This is a genomic window from Janthinobacterium sp. GW821-FHT03C10, from assembly GCF_059420865.1.
In genome coordinates, this window is sequence record NZ_JBWKUN010000001.1 from 490,354 (window position 1) to 510,899 (window position 20,546).

Consider the following 20,546-nt stretch of genomic DNA (forward strand, 5'->3'; position numbering starts at 1 on the left):
TAGTGTAGCGCACTGGCCAGGACTGGGCGGTGCGGCTACACTACGGCCATTGATTTTTTTACATGACGTACTCTCCATGACACCCCAGCATATTATTCACCACAGCATCACCATCACCACACTGGCGGCAGGCCAGGACGTCGCTGCCCACTGCGCGGCCGGCCAGACGGCTATCCGCGAGCAGGCTGACGGCTGGTGGCTGTATTTTGTCGACGAGGACGGCAACATCGACGGCTACGACAGCCCGTTCGCCAGCCATGCCGAGGCGCTGTGGGCGGCCAAGGCAGCGGCCGAGTTCAGCGCGCAATGAGGGCCAGTCCCTGGGCTTTCCTGGGCTTGCCGCAAGCGCCCGTGCCGGAAGCGGAAAGCGCGGAATACGGCGCCTGCCGCGCCGAGCTGCGCGGCAAGCGCCTGGTCTTGCGCGTGGCGAAAACGACGCCGACGAAAACCGGCCAGTTTGTCACCGTCTGGAAGCGCCCCCATCCCGACGCCGAGATCGCCCCGCTGGACGAAGCGGACCCCGTCGATGCCGTCATCATCGCCGTCACTGACGGTGCGCAGCACGGCTTCTTCATTTTGCCGCGCAGCGTGCTGGCCGAACGGGGCGTGATGTCCCGCGCCGGCCAGGGCGGCAAGCGCGCGCTGCGCGTGTATCCGCCCTGGTGCGCGCCGGAAGCGCCGCAGGCGCAGCGCACGCAGCGGTGGCAGGGGGAGTGGTTTGTGGCGGCGGGGGATCAGGTGCGGCTGGGGTGGCTGCTGGAGCCGGCTCTCTAAATGTCAGTTTTCAGGCAAATCAATCCCGGCGGCAGCCAGTTTGCAACTATTGGATAGTTTCCGCGTGGAATTTATCTGTATAGTCTTGCAACGTTATGGCAGCCAGCACTGTCATTTTTTTGAATCATCTGGGAGAAAAAGATGGGTAGCCTCAGTATCTGGCATTGGCTGATTGTTTTGGTAATTATGTTCACCGCTATTTTTCCCGCTTGGAAGATCGTCTCCAAGGCTGGGTTTTCTGGCTGGTGGAGTTTGTTGTCATTCATTCCAGTCGTCGGTTTTTTTGCCCTGTGGGCATTTGCACTGATCGAATGGCCTGCTAAGGTACGCAACGAGAAGTAATGTGATTATTTGTCAGGCCTGCGCTATGGCCCCGTGCATATGAGAAATCGATCTCGACGGAGTGCCATGTCTATGGTGTGCGGCAATTTTGGCGCCGCACGTATATGATGAAACAGACCTGTTGCGCAGTAAGCAGGGTTTTGCGTTTTTATTGGACGGCTGGCGATCTCACGCAGCAATGATATTAAACAATCGCATGGCATCCGGCATTTCCTGTGCCGCTATAAGCTGGACAGGTCTACCAACGGCCGTGAGATAAGACCTGGCGCGATCAAATACCACGACCGCCTTTTCGTTGGTGAAATGACGCGACATATACAGGAAGCCATCGACCTGGAGCGGATTGCGATACACGGCCAGCGCCCATTGTTGCGGCAGCGTGTAACTTGAGGTGCCGGTCAGGCCAGCATGTCCGCCCATCTGCTTGAGAAAATGGCCGGTCAGGTCAAACAGTCGAAAACTACCAATGAATTGATGTACCCACCGGCGATCAATCTCGGATTTGGCGATAGGAAATGCCCCCTTCACAGGCACTGCATCGTGCAACAGGGACTCGGCAAGAGCAACATCAAAACTCGGCCCCAGATAGCAAGTGCTGTATTCGGGATGGCCTTTCTTGCAGCCAGGTGCATCAAACCGGTTCCCTCCGCTGGAGCCAAAATAGGGTTCGCCAGTCGCATGTCCCGAGATACGGTACAGGCTGGGGACCGGCAACCCGACGACGGGAAGCGTCGCGCTCGTTGCCAGCACCTTCGGAGGTGGTTTCAGCCTGGTCGCGGCCACATCATGCCTCCCTGAACGCTGTCGCTGCGGCGATGACGTCGGCAAATTTTCCTTTCCGTAAAGCATTGAGCGGACTGCTGCCGTTGAGCGACATCCGCGCAGTGGTGAAGAATTGCCACTTGCTGGACCCAGCCAGCTGGCCCAATTCCTTGTTCACTTTGCTGAGCTGGCGACGGTTCAAGGTGGGATCGGCGAAGAAGGCAGGGTACAGCTTCTTGCCGGAGACACTATCCATGGAAAACATTCGCTGTTCCGTCACGGCCTTGCTGATCGCCTGCCGCGTCACGCCCATTTGCTCGGCCAGTGTTCTTGAATCGACCAATTCGCCTTTCTTTTCCAGGCTCGCATATCTTTGCATTTCCTGGCGGGAAAACTGATCGAGGAATGCCTGGTTTTCTGGCGGAATCGTGCTGATACCGGCTTGCATTGTATGTGTGCGCTGGAATCGCTGGATCAATTCCTGGAGATCTGCACTAGAAACCACAGGCACTCCCGGCAGCTGTCGCGGTACATACGCCGCATCCTTTTCACGCGCATGATGCGCTAGCTGTTTGGGGCGTCGTATCTTGACCAATACGTAGCCCTCGCCAAGGTCGATGCCTTTTGCGCCGATCTTTCGGAGCGAATCACCCAGGGCCTTGCTTGCGTCAGGCACTGTCATTCGATGCGCGCTCTTCGCTTTTGCCGGTTTTGAGACTTCCAACTTTGCCATGACACCCTCCAGTTACCATACCAGATTCTACTCCATAAGCTGATATTGACAACCAAAGCAACCTTATTCGGCGGCGTTTCGGCGTTAAGCCACCTCGCTCACCACATAGCGGTACTTGCCCGACGCCTCCGCCGCGATCTTGTCGACTTCCTCGATGATGACCTCCACCTGCGCGCCCAGCCTGGCCCGGAAGCCGGTGACGATGGCGCTGCGCGTGGCGTCGTCCAGGCGCGGCAGGCAGACCAGCAGCACGCGCGTGCGCAGCAGGCTTTCCTGGATGATCTTGAAGCTGCGCACCTGCGGCAGTTCGCGCACGATGTAGACGAGGGCCAGGCCGTGCATGACGGTGCCGTCGACGGCCGTGAGGAAATCCGTGCTGCGCCCTTCGATTTTCTGCAGCAGGGGCAGGCCGCGGCCGCAGGTGCAGGGTTCGGTGCCCAGCGCGCCCACGTCGCCCGTGGCGTAGCGGATGAAGGGGTAGTCCTGCGTGGCCAGGTGGGTGACGACGATGTCGCCCGTGGCCCCGGCGGGCAGCGGCTGGCCCTGGCCATCAAGGATTTCCACGATGATGTCTTCGGCCGTGATGTGCATGCCGCCGTCCGGGCATTCGTGGGCGATGAAGCCCGCGTCGCGCCCGCCGTAGCCGTTGGCCACGGGGCAGGCGAAGGCGGCGGCGATCTGCGCGCGTTGCTCGTCGTACAGGCGTTCTGCCGTGACGAACGCCACTTTCACGCCCAGGCCGTCGAGTGGCAGGTCGCGCGCGCTGGCGTGGCTGGCGATGCGGCACAGGGCGGACGGATAGCCGAACAGCATGCGCGGACGCCAGCGGCGCAGCTGCCTGACATAATCGTCGAGGCGCGCGGGCGACATGGCAAACGCGGGCAGCAGGGTGGTGCGCAGCAGTGCGTCGCGCAGGCGGCGCACGCGGTCCTGCGCGTGCAGTTCGATGGGCGAGCCCCACAGCACGGCTTCGCGGTCGCCGATGTCGACGCCCCACCAGCGCGTGGCGCGCCACTTGGCGGCGATGTCGTGGCTGATGCGGCGCCGACCCAGGAAGAACTGCAGCGGCTCACCGCTGGAGCCGCCCGTGGCGAACGGCCGCAAGCCCACGGCGCGGGCGGACTTGAAGCTGTCGCGCGCGCTGGCAATATCGCGTTTGCGCAGCAGCGGCAGGCGCGACAGGTCGGAAAGCTGGCGCAGCTGTTCCGGGTCGAAACCGCTGCGGGCGAACAGGGCGCGGTAGTAGGGCACGTGCGCGCCCGCGTGGCGCAGCAGCGCGCGCAGGCGCGCCAGCTGCCATTCTTGCAGCTGCTGCGCGCTCCACCACTGCGAGCGTTCCAGCCGGCGCAGCAGGCGCACGCTGTGGTGGCTCTTGAACCGTTCATGCAGGGAAAACAGCCAGTGGGCGACGAGGCGCGTGTAGGCGCCGGGACGCGGCGCGGCGCGGATGCGGCGGTAATGGGCGGCCAGCCTGGGCGCGATGCCGGGCCAGCCGAAGGCGGCCGCATGCGCCAGGCCCGCGTTTGCCAGCGCCTGCGCGCGCGGCGGATCGCGCAGCAGCGCCAGGATGGCCTGCGCCATGGCAGCCGGGTCTGCGGGCGGCACCAGCAGGGCCGTCACGCCGTCCTGCAGCAGGGCGGGGATGCCGCCCACATTGGTGCTGACGACGGGCACGCCGCAGGCCAGCGCCTCGAGCACGGAATTGGGCATGTTGTCGGCCAGGCTGGGGTTGAGGACGATGTCGCTGGCCTGGTACAGGGCCGGCATGGCGGCGTTGTCGACGGGGCCGGCGAAGCGCACGGCATCCTTCACGCCGAGCGACCTGGCCAGGCGCGCCAGCGCCGCGCGCTGCGGCCCGCCGCCGGCCAGCACCAGGCGCGCCGCGGGAAAAGCCTCGCGCACGATGGCGAAGGCGCGCACGGCGCTGGCATTGTCGTACAGGCTTTCCAGGTGGCGCGCCACCAGGATGCACGGGCCGGCATCGCCTGGCGCACGCGGCGCGGCCGGCGCGAAGCGCTGCAAGTCCACCACGTTCGGCACGATGTGGGCCGTATGGCCGTACTGCTCGAAGACGCCGGCCAGGTAGGCCGACGGCACGACGATGGCGCTGGCGCGGCGCAGGCTGAACGCCACCAGGCGCGGCGAGCGGGCGAAAAAGGCGGCCGCTTCGCCGCCCCGGTAGTTGAGCAGGGCGGGCTTGCCTTTTAGGCTGGCGATCCACAGGGCCGGTGCGGCCTGCAGGTGCCAGGACCAGCCGGAATTGGCCATGATGTGGAACAGGTCGACCGTATTGGCGGCGCGCCACAGGCGCCACAGGTGCACGGGCAGGCGCAGCGCCGCGCGCAGGTAGCGGATGCGCGCCAGCCAGGGCGGCAGCACGGGGCCGTTGACGGCCAGCAGCTGCACTTGCGCGCCGTCCTCGCGCAACAGCCGCGCCAGTTGTGCCGTCTGATTCGCCATGCCGCCGGCCGGCGGCGGCAGCGGGCCGACCAGCGCGATGCGCAGGCCCGTGAAGATCATGGCGTCGCTCCCGGCGCCATGCGTGCCGCCGCCACGCGCGCATACACGGGCGCATAGCGGCCCACGCTGGCGCCCCAGCTGCGCTCCGTCTCGACGAAGGCGCGCGCCTGGCGCCGCAGCGGCGGCCAGCTGGCCGGCGCCAGCAGCAGGTTCAATACCGTTTGCGCCAGCGCCCCGGCGTCGCCGGCGCGAAACAGCATGCCTGTCGCGCCATGCTCGACCAGTTCGCGGTGGCCGCCCACGTCGGACGCCACCACGAGACGCCCCTGCGCCATCGCCTCGAGCGGTTTCAAGGGCGTCACCAGCTCCGTCAGGCGCATCGGCAGGCGCGGATACACGCAGATGTCGACCAGCTGATAATAGCTGGCCACCTGCGCATGCGGCACCCTGCCCGCGAAGACCACGGCGTACTCTATGCCCAGCTGCGCCGTCAGCGCGCGCAGCGCCGCGTCCTGCGGTCCGCCGCCGGCCAGCAGCAGCCGCAATGCGGGCTGCGCCGCCAGCATGCGCGGCATGGCGCGTAGCAGCAGGGCCAGTCCCTCGTAGGCATAGAACGAGCCGATGAAGCCGATGACCAGGTGGCCATGCAGGCCCAGCGTGCGGGCCAATGCCGGATTATGGGAGGCATGGAAGGCGCCCGCATCGACGGCGTTCGGGATCACCGTGATCTTATGCGCGGGCACGCCGCGCGCGCACAGTTCGCGCCGCAAGCCCTCGCAGATCGTGGTGACGGCGTCTGCGCGGCGCAGCGCATAGGTTTCCAGCGCCCGCGTGAGCCGGTAGCGCAAGCCGCCGGGCCGGCTGCTGCCATGGTCGGCGGCCGCGTCTTCCCAGAAGGCGCGCACTTCATATACGACGGGGATGCCCAGCGCGCGGCCCGCGTTGAGGGCGGCGACGGCGTTCAGGGCGGGCGAATGCGCATGAAGGATGTCGGGCTTGAGCCGTTGCGCCAGCTTGCGCAGGCGCACGGCCAGGCCGACGATGACGGCCACCTGGCGCAGCACGGGCAGGCGCGCCCACCAGCGCGCATCGGGCGCCGTGCGGTAGAAATGCCAGCCGTCGACCAGCTGCTGCGCGCCGTCGGCCGGACCCTGCTTGGCACTCGTGAGCTGCATGGTGTGCCAGCCCAGCGCGCGCTGCTGCCGCAGGATGGCCAGGGTGCGGAACGTGTAGCCGCTGTGCAGGGGCAGCGAGTGGTCGAGGATGTGCAGGATGCGCATGGTTTAACCTGGGACGGATGTTGTGGTCAGTCCCTGCGGGAGCGGAATACGGCCCATTGGGCCATATTCCCCCAACGGGTCTGACCCCGTTGCAATCTGGCGCAAAAAGGCCTCGAACATCAGCAGCGCCCACAGGGGCGCGCTGTAGTCGCGCCGCCCGCTCGCGTGCTGCTCGAGCAGCACGCGCACGTAATCCATGTCGAACAGGCCGCACTGCGCCAGCGTGGGACCGAGCAGCCGCTGCTGCAGGCGCTGGCGCAGCGGGCCGCGCAGCCAGTCGGCCAGCGGGATGGAAAAGCCCATCTTCTGGCGGTACAGCAGGGTGTCGGGCAGCAGCGGGCGCAGGGCTTTTTTCAGCAGATACTTGCCGACACCGCGGTGCAGCTTGAATTGCGGCGGCAGGCCGGACATCCACGCCACCAGTTCATGGTCGAGCAGGGGCGAGCGCACTTCCAGCGCATGCGCCATGCTGGCCCGGTCGACTTTCGTGAGGATGTCGCCGGGCAGGTAGGTTTTCAGGTCCAGATACTGCACCTGCGACAACGGATCCTGCGCGGGACTGGCCAGCGCGTGGCGGCGCAGCACTTCCACGGCGCGGTAGCTGTGCAGGCTGCGTCGCAGCTCGGGGCTGAACAGGCGCGCGCGCATGGCGTCGCCCAGCAGGCTGACGCCGTGAAAATACGCGTCCGTCGTATCGCGCGCCAGGCCCTCGAACGTGGTCTTGGCGCGCAGGAAGCGCGGCGCCCAGTCGGCCTTCGGGTACAGCCGCCCCAGGGTGCCGAACAGCGACTGGCGCAGGCCGGCCGGCAGCAGCGGGTCCATCGCCTTGCGTACTTTTTCCTCGCGCGTGTGCAGGCGGTAGCGCCGGTAGCCTGCCAGGCTTTCATCGCCGCCGTCGCCTGACAGGGCCACCGTCACCCGCTGGCGCGCCAGCTGGCACACCCGATACGTGGGCATGGCCGAACTGTCGGCGAACGGTTCGTCGTACAGCTTGGCCAGCAGGTCGATCAGCTCGAAGTCGTCCTGCTCGACCTGGCGCGCGTGGTGCGCCGTGCCGTAGCGGCGCGCCACCAGGTCGGCGTAGCGCGCCTCGTTGTACGCCGGGTCGCCGAACGAGATGGAGCAGGTGTTGACGGGCGTGGCGCTGGCCCCCGCCATCAGCGCCACGACGGCGCTCGAATCGACGCCGCCGGACAGGAATGCCCCCAGCGGCACTTCGGCCACCATGCGGATGCGCACCGCTTCGCGCAGGCGCGCCAGCAATTCGTCGGCCGCCTGCGCCTCGCTGGCGGGGGGATTCGGCGTGAACGGAATGTCCCAGTATGCTTGCGGCGCGGGCAGCGGCTGGCCGGCGCGGATGGAGAGGGTATGCCCGGGCGGCAGCTTGCGCGCGTGCCGGAAGATGCTGCGCGGCTCGGGCACGTAGCCGTAGGCGAAATACTCTTCCACGGCCAGCGGGTCGAGTTCACGCGGCATGGCCGGATGCGCGAGCAGGGCTTTGAGTTCGGAGCCGAACAGCAGGGTGCCGTCCTGCGCCTCGCCGTAGTACAGGGGTTTGACGCCCAGGCGGTCGCGCGCCAGGAACAGCACATGGCGCCGGCGGTCCCACAGGGCGAAGGCGAACATGCCGCGCAGGCGCTGCACGCATTGTTCGCCCCATTGCTCCCAGGCGTGGACGATGACTTCCGTGTCGCTGCTGGTGCGGAAGGGGTGGCCGAACTGGCGCAATTCCGCCATCAGGCCGCGATAGTTATAGATTTCGCCATTGAAGACGATGGCGATGCTGCGGTCGGCGTTGAACAGCGGCTGCTGGCCGCTGGCCAGATCGATCACGGACAGGCGCCGGTGCGCCAGGCCCAGTCCCGGCTCGCGGTGCAATCCGCCTTCGTCCGGCCCCCGGTGGCGCAGGCTGTGGTTCATGCGCGCCAGCAGCAGCACGTCGATGTCGCGCTGGCCCTGCAAATCAAAGATGCCGCTGATGCCGCACATGGGAGGCCTTTCAGGGAGTGGTGGACAGGGGAGAGGGCTGGCGCGCGCCCGTCAGGCGGTCGTACACGGCCAGATAGGCGCCGGCCATGGCGGGCAGGCTGTGCTCGGCCAGCACCTGGCGCCGCCCGCGCGCGCCATGGCGCGGACCGAGTTCCGGCATGCTGTAGTAGTCGAGCATGGCGTCGGCCAGCATCTCGGGCGAACCGGGCGGCACCAGGGTGCCGCTCCAGCCCGACTGCACCAGTTCCGCGTTGCCGCCCACCTGCGTGGCGACGACGGGCAGCCCCGTCGCCATCGCTTCGAGGATGGTGTTCGAGCTGCCTTCGGCCAGGGACGGCAGCACGAACAGGTCCATGGCGCGCAGCAGCTGCGCCACGTCGTCGCGCGCGCCGGGCAGCCAGGCCAGATGGGCCGCGCCGGCCTGCCGCAGCAGCTCCAGGCAAGCCTGGCGGCACGGCCCGTCGCCGACGATGATCAGGCGCAGGCGCGCGCGGGCGCCCGGCTGGGCCAGCAGCAGCAGGAAGGCCCGCACCAGCGAGGCGGGATCCTTGACGGGGGCCATGCGGCCCACGCTGCCGATGACGAAGGCGCCGTTGCACAGGAAACCGGGCGGGCCCACGGCGGCGGGCGGCCCCAGGCGCGGATGGAATTGCACGCTGTCGACGCCATTGCCGATGTGCGACACCTGCGTGGGCGCCGCGCCGATGGCGTCCACCAGCCAGTGGCCCAGGTCGGCGCTGACGGCGATGAAGTGCTGCACCAGCGGCAGCATGCATTTGCGCAGCAGCCGGTATTTGCGGCGGGGGCCGTGCAGGTCGCTCATGTCGCGCCCGTGCTCGCCATGCACGCGCAGGCGCACGCCGGCCAGACAGGCCAGCAGCTGCGCCTCGAGGCAACCCAGGTTGCGCGTATGCACGAGCGCCGGGCGCAGCTGTTTCAGCACGCGGTACAGGCGCAGGTAGTGGCGCCAGTCCTTGCCTTCGCGCTTGTCCAGGCTGATCACGTCGACGCCAGGGGTGGTCAGGCGCTGGCGAAACGCGGTGGCGTTCTTCAGGCAGACGATGGCGTGCCGGTAGCGCCCGGGCGGCAAATGGTTGATCAGGTTGACCAGGCCGTTTTCCAGCCCGCCCACGTCGAGCTGGTGGATCACGTGCACGATCAGGGGGGCGCCGCCGGGCCCTGCGGCAGCCTGGCGCGTGCCGCCGGTATCGAAGTCAAGGGCCATGCGGCAGCTCCTGCAGGCGTTGTTCGATGACGGGCAGCGCCGCTTGCAGGAAGGCTTGCAGGCGCGCGTGCGGCGGCGGCGCCAGCTCGTCGTAGGCGGCAAAGACGAGGATGTCGGCGCCATCCTGGCGCCTGCCCAGCAGCTTGGCTTGCGCCAGCAGCAGTTTCACCAGCACGGGCCGGGCCGTGACGATGCCGCCCTGGCGGTAGAGGCGCCACACGAGCAGGCGCTCGCCGCCGTGCGCCAGCACGCTTTCGCGCACGGTCATGGGGCCGCCGGCCAGGGTGACGGGCCGCACGCGCTGCGCCAGTGCCATCCAGCGGGGGCCGTAGGGCAGGGCCTGGTGCGTCAGCAGTTCGGCATCGCGCGCCTGGCGCGCATACCAGTGCAGCTGCAAGCCCACCGGCGCGCCGTCGCCATCCCGGCGCGCATACGTGGCGGCAAAGCGCGCGGGCGCGCCCGCATACGGCGCCTGCCAGAGGGGCGCCGCGGCGTGCAGACGCCGCCAGGCGGGCGGATCGGGCAAGGCCAGCACGGCGGGGGAGCCGGGCGCCGCCATGCCATCCTGGCGCTGGCTGGCGAAGGCCAGCGCCGGCCACAGCGCCGCCAGCAGCAGGCAGGCGATGCTGGCGCGCACGGCGGCGCGCGGGCTGGCCGCAACGCCACCAGCGACAGGCCGGGGCGGCAGGACGGGTGGCAACGTGGGTGGCAAGATCGGCGCCGGCGGCAGTTCGCGCCAGCGCGCGGCCAGCCAGAACAGCAGCAGCGCCACCACGCCGAAGAACAGCCAGCCATAGATCAGGTGGTCGACGCCCACGGCCAGGCGCATATTGCTCAGGTGGCCCAGCATCACGATCAGGTAGGCGCGCACGCCATTGGCCAGGATGGGCACGAGCAGGGCGGCGGCCATGACGGCCAGGCGCCGCCGCGCGCTGTGGAAGTTGACGTGGGCGAACAGGGCGCCCAGGGCCAGCGCGGCGATCAGGTAACGCAAGCCGCTGCACGCCTCCACCACCGACCAGTTGCCGGAGGGCAAAGAAAAATTGCTGCCGTCGCGAAACACGGGCACTCCCGTCCATTGCAGCGCCATGACGGTGAATGCGGCCGTGAAGTCGATCAGCGGGTCGAGGAAGACTTCGCCAAACGGCACGGCCAGGAACAGATACGCGAGCGGAAAGGCCAGCAGGCGCACGGCCGGCCAGCCGAGGATGGCCAGCACGCAGGCGGGCAGCATGGCCGTGGCCGCATATTGTTCCACCACGGGCACGTTGGCGGCGTCGGCCAGCAGCCAGGCCAGACCCAGCGCGCCCAGCAGCAGCAAGCCCTGCCGCGACGGCTGGGGCGCCAGCGCGGCCAGGCTGGCCCGCTGGCGCCAGGCCAGCCAGCAGCTGATGGGCACGATCAAGAAGCCGTGCGCGAACGTTTGCGAGCGGGACCACAGTTCCACCATCGACCAGAAGGTGGCGTGGTACAGCAGCACGACGGCGGCAAGGGCCAGCAGCAGGGCCGCCAGGGCGGCCTGGCGCCGGCCCCGCGGCAGGACGGCCGCGTCCGGCAAACGCGTGGCGCTGTCGAGCTGCAAGCTCATGTGGACGGCTCCCGCGCCGGCAACACAGGCGCGGCGGCGCCGGTTGTCGCCGCATCGGCCCCGGCCTCGGCAGGCAGTCCCAGCATGGCGCCCAGGCCCCGCAGATTGCGTTCCCAGTCGTAATCCTGCAAGACCAGCTGGCGCGCCGCCGCGCCGATGGCCGCGCCGCTGCCTTCGGTCGCGTCGCCCTGGGCATGGCGCAGCACGCGCGCCGCATGGTGGATGAATTCGGCGTCGTCGCGCGCCAGCAGCAGTTCCAGGCCCGGCTGGGCGGCGATGCCTTCCAGCGCCTGCGGCGTGGCCAGCACGATCTTGCCCATCGCCATCGCTTCCAGCACCTTGTTCTGCACGCCGCGGGCGATGCGCAGCGGTGCCACGGCCAGGGCCGCGCCGGCCAGGTAGGGGCGGATGTCGGGCACCTTGCCCGTCACCACCACGCCAGGAATCTTGGCCAGCGCCGTCACGGAGGGCACGGGCGCGCTGCCGACGATATAGAACTGCAGCTGGGGAAACTGGCGCCGCAGGGCGGGCCAGACGTGGCGCACGAACCATTGCACGGCGTCAATGTTCGGCCAGTAATCCATGGCGCCCGTAAATACCAGCGCCTGCACGCCGGGCGGATAGATTGCTGGCTGGGCCGGCATGGGCGTGAAATACGCCGTGTCGACGCCGTTGTTGACATGGCCCGTCTTGCGCCGCGCCATCGGGGCGCACTGGCGGAACAGGGCCGCTTCGGCCGGCGAGACGAAGCTGGCGGCCGTGAACTGCTGGGCGATATGGCGCTCGTACTGCAGCAGCAGATGCGCTTCGCGCCGGTACAGCTGCGACATGGGCCAGGGCTTGCTGTCGCCGTACTGGCGCCACTTGTCGGAATCGACGTCGACGAAATCGATGACCCGGTGCAAGGCGCGGCCCGCGCTGCCGTCGATGTATTGCGCCATGGGGCCGGAAAAGGCCAGCGCGTGGCGCACCTTGCCGGTCGAGATCACGCCTTCGACCCATTGCAGCAGCCGCGCATCGCGGTAGTACTGCACGCTCATGGCTTGCCGCGACAGCAGCGCCTGCATGGCGCGCCAGCGGGCCGTAGTGCGCCGCAAGCCGATGAAGCGCGTGCTGGCGCACAGGGCGGCCACGGTTTTCGCGTGCTGCCAGTCGTCGTCATCGTCGATGAAGCAGCCCAGGTGCACGCGGAAATGCCGGCTCAGGTATTGCAGCATGTGCCACGAACGTATCTTGTCGCCCTTGTTGGGCGGATACGGCAGACGGTGGGCGAGGAACAGGAGTTCGCGCATGGTGTGTCCCCTTGCTTAGCCCAGTTGCCGCACGATGTGCGGCCCCAGCAGGTTGGCCAGCGGCAGCGGCAGGCGGCGCCAGGCGCGGATGAACAGTGCGTATTTCGGATTCAGGGGATTGACTTCCGGCAAGGCCCTGGCGCGCACGAGCTGGCAGGCATACGGCAGCGGCTGCGCACTAAAACCCCAGTTCTTCTTGAAGTCGAAGGCGCCCGTGCCCAGCTTGCTGCGGCCGAAATCGAACAGGCGGTAGCCGCGTGCGCAGGCGCGGCGCATCGCTTCCCAGTACATGAAGTCGTTGGCGCCCGTGCTGCGCGCCAGCGGCGTGCCGCCACCGTAATACGGCAATACTTCATCGCGGAAATAGAACAGCAGCACGCTGGCCTGCGCCTGTTGGCCGTGGTACACGGTGAGGATGTCGCAGGCGTCGCCGAAGACCGTGCGCAGCAGGGAAAAATGGTGCTGCGCGAAGACGGGCGTGCCCAGCCGGTGCACGCTGGCCGCATAGATCGGGTAGAAATGGCGCAGGTCGTAGTCGATGGCGCTGTGCAGGCCGCCCGCCATGGCCTTGCGCACGACGGCGCGCTGCTTGCGGGGTATGGCCAGCAGATTCTGCTCGGCATCTGGGCTTAACGGCCGGCGGAAGGTCGCGTACAGGGGTTTGTGCAGCCAGGAAGTCTCCATGTTTTCCGGCGCTTCGCGCCAGCGGTATTCCAGGTGGCCCACGCCGAGGCGCCGCGCCAGCGCCAGCGCGGCGCTGTCGAGCGCCTGGCGCACGGCCGCGCCGCCGCCGGCGATGCCGCCGTAGACGCAGAACGGCAGCGAGACGAGCGATGCGCCGAACAGGCGGCTGCGCAGATGGGCCAGCGGCAGCACGCCGGCGATGCGCCCGTCCTGTTCCGCGTACAGGAAATAGCTGTCGTGCTTGAAACCTTGCTCCATGATGGTTTGCCAGCCCGCCCGGTGAAAGAAGGTCGCTTGCTGGCAAGTATCGACAAAGGCATCCCAGCGTGCATGCTCGTGCGCCTGCAGGGAGCGCACGGCGATGGCGGCGCTGGACGGCGCGTAGTCGGGAGGAAGGCTGGCCTCGTGCATCATGTGCTTTCCAGAAAAATACGGTCCATGCGGTCCCAGGCGAAGTCGCGCGTCAGTCGCCCCAGCCGCGCTTCCATGCGCCCCAGGTTCAGGTAGTGGCGAAAGCGCGTCCTGGCGCTGAGACCAAGTGGACGCGGCTGGCCGGGATCGAGTTCCCAGGGATGAAAATAGAATATGCCAGCTTGCCCGTCGCGCGAATTGATGCGTCGCAAAAGCCAGCGCGACAGTGCATACGGCATCAATCTGAAATAGCCGCCGCCGCCGGCCGGCAGGTTGCGTCCGCGCAGGCGCACGGTGCTGACGGGCAGTTCCAGCACGCCGTGCGGCCCGCGCGGGCGCCAGGCGAAGCGGGGCGCGTCGGGCATGCCGTAATGGTCGTGGCGGATCGGGTAGATGCTGGAACTGTAGCGGTAGCCCGCTTCCTGCAGCACGTCGAAGGCCCACAGATTGGCCGCGCCGATGGAAAAGCTGGGCGCCCGGTAGCCGCGCACGGCCAGCCCCGTCAATTGTTCGAGGATGGCCTTGCTGCGGCGCACGTCGTCGGCGAACTGCGCGGCCGGCTGCTCGTTGGCGCGCAGGTGGGCATAGCCGTGGCTGGCCACCTCGTGCCCGGCGGCGGCCACGCGGCGCAGCATGGCCGGATAGCGTTCGGCGATCCAGCCCAGCGTAAAAAAGGTGGCGTGGATGCGCCGGCTCTCCAGCAGCAGCAGGATGCGCTCGATATTCGCCTCGACCCGGCATTCCAGGCGGGGCCAGTCGGCGCGGGCGATGTGCGGCGCGAAGGCGGATACCTGGAAATAGTCTTCCACGTCGATGGTGAGCGCATTCTTCAGCGCCGGCGGCAGCGCCGGCGCCGTCATGGCGTGCCCCGGCGCGCCGCCAGCCAGGGCGCGACGATGGCGGCGATGCGCGTGGCCGCGTGGCCATCCCACAGGGGCGGTATGCGGCCCCGCTTGCCGCCCGTGTCGAGGATGGCGCGCGCCAGCGCCAGAATGGCGGCCGGCTCCGTGCCGGCCAGCGTGTTCGTGCCGTCGCTCACGGTGACGGGCCGCTCCGTGTTGGCGCGCAGGGTCAGGCAGGGCACGCCCAGGGCCGTGCTTTCTTCCTGGATGCCGCCCGAATCCGTCAGCACCAGGTGCGCCTCTTGCATCAGGCCCAGCATTTCCAGGTAGCCCAGCGGCGGCAGGCGGATGATGGCATGCCGCGCCAGCACGGGTTCCAGGCCCGCCAGGCGCAGGCCGGCCAGGGTACGGGGATGGATGGGGAACAGCAGCGGCAGCTGTCGCGACAGCTGCCCCAGCGCCTGCAGCAGCGCGGCGAGCTGCGCCGGGTCATCCACGTTCGACGGCCGGTGCAGGGTCAGCAGGCCATACGCGGGCGGGCAGGCGTGGCCGTGCGCGCGCAGGGTGGCGGCCGGCTTGACGGCGCGCGGCAGCTGCCGCCGCAGGCTGTCGATCATGACGTTGCCCGTGAAATGGATGCGTTCGGGAGCGATGCCTTCGCGCAACAGGTTGGCGCGCGCGCCTGCCTCGCTGGTGAGCAGCAGGCTCGATAATTGATCCGTCAGCACGCGGTTGATTTCCTCGGGCATGCGCCGGTCGCCGCTGCGCAGGCCCGCCTCGACGTGGATCACGGGGATGTCCCGCTTGGCCGCCACCAGCGCGCAAGCGAGGGTGGAATTGACGTCGCCCACCACCAGCACGGCATCGGGCGCCAGCGGCGGATGGGCGTCGAGCACGGCGTCGAAGCGGCGCATGATCTCGGCCGTCTGCTGCGCGTGGTTGCCCGAGCCGACGTCGAGGGCGATGTCGGGCGGGCGCAGGTCCAGGTCCGTAAACAACTGCCCATTCATGGCCGTGTCGTAATGCTGACCCGTATGCAGCAAGGTCACGCGCACGGCGGGTGCCTGGCGGGCCAGGGCGGCCAGGATGGGCGCCATCTTCATCAGGTTGGGGCGCGCGGCCACCACGCACAGCAGGTGCGCCGGCGCGGCGGACGCAAGAGAGGGGTCGGACATTGCGGCCTCCTTAGAATTGCATGATGAGCGTGGCGCTGACGCCGTTCTCGCGGTAATCGCCGCCCCGGTTGCTGGCGTGGCGCGTGTGGCGCAGCTCGATGCTGGCCGTCATGTCCGGCTGCAGGATGCGGTTGTAGCCGGCCGTCATGGTGATGTTGTTGTCGCGCCGGGGTACGCTCAGCGAGCGCACGCTGGCGTAGCCGCCATTGAGATTCACGCTGGTGCGCGCACTGGCTTGCCAGCTCCAGCCCAGGTTGCCGCCGATCTGGCGCGTGCGGTCTTCGCTGCCGAATTCCACGCCGGGCAGCAAGCCGCTGTCGATGCCGCTGGCCGTCTGCGCCGTGCGGTCGACAACCGTGATGCCGGCGATCATCGTGCTTTTCGCCGTGGCGCGCGCCATCGTCAGCTTCAGCTGTTTTTGCAGGAAATAGCGGTGGCTGAAGTAATTGATGGCGCCCCGTTCCGGCCCCAGGCTGTTGGCGTAGCGCAGGAAGGCATCGATGCGCAGGCGCCGGTCGCGCGTGTTGGGAAAGATGCCGCGCCATAACTGATCGAGCAACTGGGCCGCGTCGCGGTTTCCCAGGCGAGAAAATTGCGTCGGCATGGTGGTGATGTTTTCGCTGTAGCTCAGTTGCCAGTTGGTATGGCGCTGCAGGAAGTTGGCATCCAGGCTGTAGGTGGTGCCAAAGAAGCGCTTGCCCGTGCTGAAGGCCACGCTGGTGCGCGGCGATGGCGTCCACACGCCGCCCAGCGACCAGAAGCGCCCCTCGGGCGCCTTGCCGCTGGTAGAGATATAGCCTTCCTTTTCCAGGCCGCCGCTGGCCGTGGCCGCCCATTTGCTGCTGAACGGATAGCGCAGGCCCACGCTGCTGCGCTGCATGCGCACGGGCGCCAGCTTGCTGTCCTGCGTGCGGCGCACGTCGTGGCTGGCGTTCCAGGTCCAGCCGCCGGCGCGCGGCTCGCCGCTGAGCAGCAATTCCATTTCATCGCTGTGCACGGACAACAAGTCGCCGCCGCTGTCGACCGTGTTGCGCGTGTAGCGCAGCTCGGCCGTGGCCAGGCCGCGGAAGCGGTGGCGCAAATACGGGCTGATGCCGGTGGTGCGCACGGTGCTGGCATTGTCCGTGTCGGGCAGGTCGTCGATCAATTGGGGGCCGAACGGCGAGATGTTGCGCCGGTTCACGCTGGCATCGGCATCGATGAAGAACCAGTCCTTCACCAGCTCGGCGTCGGCCGAGGCGTGCAGCTGGTGGTTGTCGGTATCGGCACGCTGTCCCGACAGGTATTTGTGCCAGCTGTAGTCGAGGTGCACGCGCAGGCGGGGGCCCGTGCCGATGAGGGCGATGGCGGGCGCGATTTCCGTGATGAAGTCCGATTGCGCCTGGCCGGGCGGCGCGCGCAAGGCATTGTCCGTATAGCTTTCGCGCAGGCGCAGCGACGGTTTCACCAGCCAGTCGACGGCGCCGGCCGGCGCGGGCAGCAGCAGGGACAGGAACGGCAGCAGCGGCAGCGGAACCCGGCGGCTAATCGTAATGGCCATAGCCGTAGTAGTCGTTGCCGGGGAATGATCTGGTCTTGTTGTAGATTAAATGGATGTGCTCGCACGAGTCGATCTGGCGCAGCGCTTCCTTGACGGCGTGCTGGGTCGTCGTTTCCGCCTCGACCACCATCACCACTTGCCCCATCTGTCCCACCAGCGCGTGCGCCTCGCTGGTGATCAAGAGGGGCGGCGAGTCGAAGACGACGACGCGGTCGGCGTAGCGGCTGGCGATCTCGGCCAGCAAGCGGCTCATGGCCCGGCTGGCCAGCAGTTCCGTCGCGTGCTTGTTGCTGCGCCCGGCGGGCAGGATGCTCAGGTTGGCCACGTTGGTTTTCAGGATCACGTCCGCCATCGCCAGCTGCGGGTCGAGCAGCACGTCCATCAGCCCCGGCTCGGGCGGCAGGCCCAGCACTTTCAGCACGGACGGGCGCGCCACGTCGGCATCGACCAGCAGCACCGTGATATCCATTTCCATGGCGATGCTCATGGCCAGGTTGACGGCGCAATACGTCTTGCCTTCGCCGGGCATGGCGCTGGTGACGACGATCAGGTTGCCGTGGCGGATGGCCTCGGCGCCGCTGGCGCGTGCCTGGCGCAGCAGCGGGCGCTTGATGATGCGGAAATCCTCGGCCACCGAACTGCGCCCGCCATCGTGCGTGAGCATGCCCTGCTCGGCCAGCCGGGCCAGGTTCAGGGGCCGGTACTGGGGCGAGCGGGCCGCCTGCGCGCCATCCGCGCCAGCGGCCACCTCCGGACCATCCGCACCATAGGGCACGCCGGCCTCGGCCACGCCCAGGATCGTGGGTTCCTGCTTGCCGCTGTCCTTGCTGCTCATCGTCGCTCCCCTGGTGGCTCTAGAATTTCAGCAGCGCGGCCGTCATGACCCCGCCGTACAGCACGAACAGGCTGCCCAGGCAGGCGCCGAAGCCATAGCGGGCGCGGCGGCGGCGTACCTGCTGCAGCGGCGTCCAGTTCATCGATACCGTGCCCAGCACGTTCAAGCCCGTCGCGTCGCGCAGTTCGGACGGACTGAGGAAGGTGGGGCGCACCTGGCTGATCAGCAGGGCCGCGGCGACGCCGGCCACCAGGGCCGCGCCCAGCGCCGCGCTGAACAGCAGCGGGCGGTTCGGGCCGACGGGCGCATATTGCACCGTGGGCGGGTCGATGATCTTGAAGGCCATCATCTCGGTGGTGGAACTGAGTTCGCCCGACAGCTTGGCCGCTTCGCGCCGGCCGATCAGCTTTTCATAGTTTTCCTTGTTGATGATGTAGTCGCGGTTGAGCTGCGCCAGCTGCGATTCCACCTCGGGCACGGCATTGCTCTGCGCCAGCAGCCGTTCATTGCGCGCGCTGTATTCCTGCACGCGGGCGCGGATGGCGGCCACCTTGGCGTCCGCGTCCGTCAGCGCCACCTTCAGCTGCTGCAGCATGGGGCTGTAGTTCTTGCCCGGGTCGCCGGACGCCGTTTTCAGCTTGCTTTCCTCGATCTTGCGCTCTTCCAGCTGGGCCACCAGGCGCTTCGAGGCGATGATGTCGGGATGCAATTCCGTAAATTGCATGCGCAGGTTGTCGAGGTTCTTGTTGAGCGAGGCGATGCGCTCGTCGAGTTCGGGATTCGTGATGGACGACGCGTTCGGCTCCATGTCGAGCACGGGCTCGTCGCCCTCGATCTGGCTCTGGATGGCCTTGCGCGCCTGTTCCGCCTCGACCAGCTCCAGCTTGGCATTGTTCAGGCTATCGGACGACATCAGCAGCTGGCTGCCGTAGTCGATGCCCTGGCGCGGCAGCAGCAGGTTGTTGCGGATCTTGAATTCCTTCACCAGGTTTTCCGCCGCGCTCAGCTTGTCCTCGTAATTCTTGATCTGCTCGTCGATGAATTGCACCGCCTTCTGCGAATCGCCCTTTTTGCCCTGGAAACTGCCTTCGACAAAGATGGTCAGCAGGCTTTGCACCACGTCGCGCACCAGCTTCGGGTCGCGCCCGCTGTAGCTGATGGTGTAGATGTCGTAGGCGTTGGTGCCGGTGATCTTGATGCGGCTCATCAGGTCATCGAGCTGGGCCTCGTGCTCGCGCACGGTCTTCGAATCGAGGTCGAGGTCGACCATGCGCATGACGCGCTCCACGTTGGGCCGGCTGAGCAGGGTGCGGCTCATGATGGCCACCTGCTGTTCCGTGTTCGGCACGCTGGTCATGCCGGCCATCAGCGGCTTGAGGATGGTTTGCGTATCGACAAACACGCGCGCCGACGTCTGGAAGTCGTCGGGCAGGCTGATCACCTTGATGAAGCCGACGATGGCCACCAGCCACGCCACCAGCACCGCATGCCAGCGGTATTTCCAGATGCCTTTCAGGCTGGAAAGCAGTTGCTGTATCAATTGCTCCATGTCGCTTCCTTCAGGTAACGGTGCTGCACGGCAGACGGGCGGGCGACGGCGTCTTGCAAGAAATGCTTGTCTGTTGAGTAAGCAAAGTATAGGGCGCCTGTCGAGCAAGATTTCCCAAGATGATTGCTTCTTGATACGCCTCAAGGTTCACTTGCCGGCTTTTAATAATCATAGGAAGTTCGCGGCCCAGGCTGGTTCTGCGGGGCCGGCCATGGACGCGCCATCGACTCGAAGAGGCTCCGCATGAATCCGTTTCGCCGTGCATTTGTCTGCAACACGCTGCTCCTGGCCGGTGCCGCCGGCCTGCTGGGAGGCTGCCGCACCCGCTATCCGCTGGCGCCCGCCGACGACAGCACACCCATGCACGATTACCTGATCGGGCCGGGCGATTCCGTCAACATCATCGTCTGGCGCAATCCGGAAGTGTCGCTGACGGTGGCCGTGCGGCCGGACGGCAAGATCACCACGCCGCTGGTGGAGGACCTGGAGGCCAGCGGCAAGACGTCGACCCAGCTGGCGCGCGACATCGAGCAAGCCTTGAGCAAGTTCATCCAGCAGCCCGTGGTGACGGTCATCGTCACCAACTTCTCGGGGCCGTATGGCGAGCAGATCCGCGTGATCGGCGAGGCGGCCAAGCCGCAGGCGCTGCCGTACCGGCTCGGCATGTCGCTGATGGACGTGCTCATCGCCGTGGGCGGCATCACCGATTTCGCGGCCGGCAACAAGGCCAGCATCATCCGCGTGCGCGAGGGCAGCCAGCAGCAGCTGCGCGTGCGGCTCGACGATTTATTGAAGGAGGGCGATATTTCCGCGAATGTCATGATGCGGCCGGGCGACGTTTTATTGATCCCGGAAAGCTTTTTTTAACAGCGGGCTCGGCAATATCAAAACAGCACTTATATTTGTCATTTTGTACTTTTCAGCAAATTTCATCGTGTTATTTTGCTATCTAAAGACAGATTTCTTCTGTTTTTTTAGCTAAAGGTGGGAACTTCTCCCGTTTTTGTCTTGTCACAAGGCATTGGCTTCAGTCCGTCTCGACGGCTGCCGATGAACGTGAGGACA

The 20,546-nt window shown here is 67.2% G+C and carries 18 protein-coding genes; 4 read left to right on the forward strand and 14 right to left on the reverse strand.

Translation table 11 applies throughout. From position 1 onward, the window contains the following. Positions 1 to 76 precede the first annotated feature (76 nt). The 3 genes from AC07VH_RS01900 (at position 77) to AC07VH_RS01910 (ending at position 1,116) form a co-directional block, all read left to right on the forward strand. Positions 77 to 310 (forward strand): hypothetical protein, encoded by a 234-nt coding sequence (locus tag AC07VH_RS01900; RefSeq protein WP_489627432.1) that lies wholly within the window; start codon positions 77 to 79, stop codon positions 308 to 310. After that, entirely contained in the window at positions 307 to 774 is a 468-nt protein-coding gene (locus AC07VH_RS01905; RefSeq protein WP_494786583.1) for a MepB family protein, read from the forward strand. The genes AC07VH_RS01900 and AC07VH_RS01905 overlap by 4 nt, the downstream gene beginning before the upstream one ends. Positions 775 to 915: 141 nt before the next feature. After that, a complete protein-coding gene (locus tag AC07VH_RS01910; protein ID WP_230515844.1) occupies positions 916 to 1,116 on the forward strand; it encodes a Sec-independent protein translocase family protein in 201 nt (66 codons plus the stop codon). Positions 1,117 to 1,284: 168 nt separating this feature from the next. Here the strand turns inward: AC07VH_RS01910 and AC07VH_RS01915 are convergent, their stop codons facing one another. From AC07VH_RS01915 to AC07VH_RS01980, 14 genes are all read right to left on the reverse strand, one after another. Continuing rightward, on the reverse strand, positions 1,285 to 1,899 hold the full coding sequence (locus tag AC07VH_RS01915) for an RES family NAD+ phosphorylase (RefSeq protein WP_494786584.1): 615 nt from the start codon (positions 1,897 to 1,899) through the stop codon (positions 1,285 to 1,287). A gap of 1 nt (position 1,900) precedes the next feature. Continuing rightward, positions 1,901 to 2,611 (reverse strand): hypothetical protein, encoded by a 711-nt coding sequence (locus AC07VH_RS01920; RefSeq protein ID WP_436541948.1) that lies wholly within the window; start codon positions 2,609 to 2,611, stop codon positions 1,901 to 1,903. 84 nt (positions 2,612 to 2,695) lie between these two features. Then, positions 2,696 to 5,131, reverse strand: coding sequence for a glycosyltransferase (locus AC07VH_RS01925; RefSeq protein ID WP_494786585.1), 2,436 nt, complete (start codon positions 5,129 to 5,131; stop codon positions 2,696 to 2,698). Next, a complete protein-coding gene (locus AC07VH_RS01930; RefSeq protein ID WP_494786586.1) occupies positions 5,128 to 6,351 on the reverse strand; it encodes a TIGR04063 family PEP-CTERM/XrtA system glycosyltransferase in 1,224 nt (407 codons plus the stop codon). Before AC07VH_RS01930 ends, AC07VH_RS01925 begins: the two co-directional genes overlap by 4 nt. 3 nt (positions 6,352 to 6,354) lie before the next feature. Beyond that, positions 6,355 to 8,340 carry an XrtA/PEP-CTERM system amidotransferase gene (locus AC07VH_RS01935; RefSeq protein ID WP_494786587.1) on the reverse strand — a complete coding sequence of 662 codons (1,986 nt, stop codon included), beginning with the start codon at positions 8,338 to 8,340 and terminating at the stop codon, positions 6,355 to 6,357. Between the two features lie 10 nt (positions 8,341 to 8,350). Continuing rightward, positions 8,351 to 9,565, reverse strand: a complete 1,215-nt coding sequence (locus AC07VH_RS01940) for a TIGR03088 family PEP-CTERM/XrtA system glycosyltransferase (protein WP_494786588.1) — start codon at positions 9,563 to 9,565, stop codon at positions 8,351 to 8,353. Continuing rightward, positions 9,555 to 11,153, reverse strand: coding sequence for an exosortase A (gene xrtA / locus AC07VH_RS01945; protein ID WP_494786589.1), 1,599 nt, complete (start codon positions 11,151 to 11,153; stop codon positions 9,555 to 9,557). The genes AC07VH_RS01940 and xrtA overlap by 11 nt, the downstream gene beginning before the upstream one ends. Next, entirely contained in the window at positions 11,150 to 12,445 is a 1,296-nt protein-coding gene (locus AC07VH_RS01950) for a TIGR03087 family PEP-CTERM/XrtA system glycosyltransferase (RefSeq protein ID WP_494786590.1), read from the reverse strand. The genes xrtA and AC07VH_RS01950 overlap by 4 nt, the downstream gene beginning before the upstream one ends. 15 nt (positions 12,446 to 12,460) lie before the next feature. Continuing rightward, positions 12,461 to 13,540: a FemAB family XrtA/PEP-CTERM system-associated protein gene (locus AC07VH_RS01955; protein WP_494787101.1), complete on the reverse strand. Its 1,080-nt coding sequence runs from the start codon at positions 13,538 to 13,540 to the stop codon at positions 12,461 to 12,463. Next, positions 13,540 to 14,400: an XrtA system polysaccharide deacetylase gene (locus AC07VH_RS01960; RefSeq protein ID WP_475416036.1), complete on the reverse strand. Its 861-nt coding sequence runs from the start codon at positions 14,398 to 14,400 to the stop codon at positions 13,540 to 13,542. Before AC07VH_RS01960 ends, AC07VH_RS01955 begins: the two co-directional genes overlap by 1 nt. Continuing rightward, positions 14,397 to 15,557 (reverse strand): non-hydrolyzing UDP-N-acetylglucosamine 2-epimerase, encoded by a 1,161-nt coding sequence (gene wecB / locus AC07VH_RS01965; RefSeq protein WP_489627423.1) that lies wholly within the window; start codon positions 15,555 to 15,557, stop codon positions 14,397 to 14,399. Before wecB ends, AC07VH_RS01960 begins: the two co-directional genes overlap by 4 nt. A gap of 10 nt (positions 15,558 to 15,567) precedes the next feature. Beyond that, positions 15,568 to 17,097 (reverse strand): TIGR03016 family PEP-CTERM system-associated outer membrane protein, encoded by a 1,530-nt coding sequence (locus AC07VH_RS01970; RefSeq protein WP_475416034.1) that lies wholly within the window; start codon positions 17,095 to 17,097, stop codon positions 15,568 to 15,570. Next, positions 17,081 to 17,932, reverse strand: a complete 852-nt coding sequence (locus AC07VH_RS01975; RefSeq protein WP_489627420.1) for an XrtA-associated tyrosine autokinase — start codon at positions 17,930 to 17,932, stop codon at positions 17,081 to 17,083. Before AC07VH_RS01975 ends, AC07VH_RS01970 begins: the two co-directional genes overlap by 17 nt. 19 nt (positions 17,933 to 17,951) lie before the next feature. After that, positions 17,952 to 19,481: an XrtA system polysaccharide chain length determinant gene (locus AC07VH_RS01980; protein ID WP_489627419.1), complete on the reverse strand. Its 1,530-nt coding sequence runs from the start codon at positions 19,479 to 19,481 to the stop codon at positions 17,952 to 17,954. Positions 19,482 to 19,724: 243 nt separating this feature from the next. Here AC07VH_RS01980 and AC07VH_RS01985 point away from each other — a divergent pair, with 243 nt between their 5' ends. After that, positions 19,725 to 20,348 (forward strand): XrtA/PEP-CTERM system exopolysaccharide export protein, encoded by a 624-nt coding sequence (locus tag AC07VH_RS01985; protein ID WP_494786591.1) that lies wholly within the window; start codon positions 19,725 to 19,727, stop codon positions 20,346 to 20,348. Positions 20,349 to 20,546 lie beyond the last annotated feature (198 nt).

Bases quoted from the DNA above. Each gene is read 5' to 3' on its own strand.
- AC07VH_RS01900 (WP_489627432.1), top strand. From the start codon at position 77: ATGACACCCCAGCATATTATTCACCACAGCATCACCATCACCACACTG.
- AC07VH_RS01905 (WP_494786583.1), top strand. From the start codon at position 307: ATGAGGGCCAGTCCCTGGGCTTTCCTGGGCTTGCCGCAAGCGCCCGTG.
- AC07VH_RS01910 (WP_230515844.1), top strand. From the start codon at position 916: ATGGGTAGCCTCAGTATCTGGCATTGGCTGATTGTTTTGGTAATTATG.
- AC07VH_RS01920 (WP_436541948.1), bottom strand. From the start codon at position 2,611: ATGGCAAAGTTGGAAGTCTCAAAACCGGCAAAAGCGAAGAGCGCGCAT.
- AC07VH_RS01925 (WP_494786585.1), bottom strand. From the start codon at position 5,131: ATGATCTTCACGGGCCTGCGCATCGCGCTGGTCGGCCCGCTGCCGCCG.
- AC07VH_RS01930 (WP_494786586.1), bottom strand. From the start codon at position 6,351: ATGCGCATCCTGCACATCCTCGACCACTCGCTGCCCCTGCACAGCGGC.
- AC07VH_RS01935 (WP_494786587.1), bottom strand. From the start codon at position 8,340: ATGTGCGGCATCAGCGGCATCTTTGATTTGCAGGGCCAGCGCGACATC.
- AC07VH_RS01940 (WP_494786588.1), bottom strand. From the start codon at position 9,565: ATGGCCCTTGACTTCGATACCGGCGGCACGCGCCAGGCTGCCGCAGGG.
- xrtA (WP_494786589.1), bottom strand. From the start codon at position 11,153: ATGAGCTTGCAGCTCGACAGCGCCACGCGTTTGCCGGACGCGGCCGTC.
- AC07VH_RS01950 (WP_494786590.1), bottom strand. From the start codon at position 12,445: ATGCGCGAACTCCTGTTCCTCGCCCACCGTCTGCCGTATCCGCCCAAC.
- AC07VH_RS01955 (WP_494787101.1), bottom strand. From the start codon at position 13,540: ATGCACGAGGCCAGCCTTCCTCCCGACTACGCGCCGTCCAGCGCCGCC.
- AC07VH_RS01960 (WP_475416036.1), bottom strand. From the start codon at position 14,400: ATGACGGCGCCGGCGCTGCCGCCGGCGCTGAAGAATGCGCTCACCATC.
- wecB (WP_489627423.1), bottom strand. From the start codon at position 15,557: ATGTCCGACCCCTCTCTTGCGTCCGCCGCGCCGGCGCACCTGCTGTGC.
- AC07VH_RS01970 (WP_475416034.1), bottom strand. From the start codon at position 17,097: ATGGCCATTACGATTAGCCGCCGGGTTCCGCTGCCGCTGCTGCCGTTC.
- AC07VH_RS01975 (WP_489627420.1), bottom strand. From the start codon at position 17,932: ATGAGCAGCAAGGACAGCGGCAAGCAGGAACCCACGATCCTGGGCGTG.
- AC07VH_RS01980 (WP_489627419.1), bottom strand. From the start codon at position 19,481: ATGGAGCAATTGATACAGCAACTGCTTTCCAGCCTGAAAGGCATCTGG.
- AC07VH_RS01985 (WP_494786591.1), top strand. From the start codon at position 19,725: ATGAATCCGTTTCGCCGTGCATTTGTCTGCAACACGCTGCTCCTGGCC.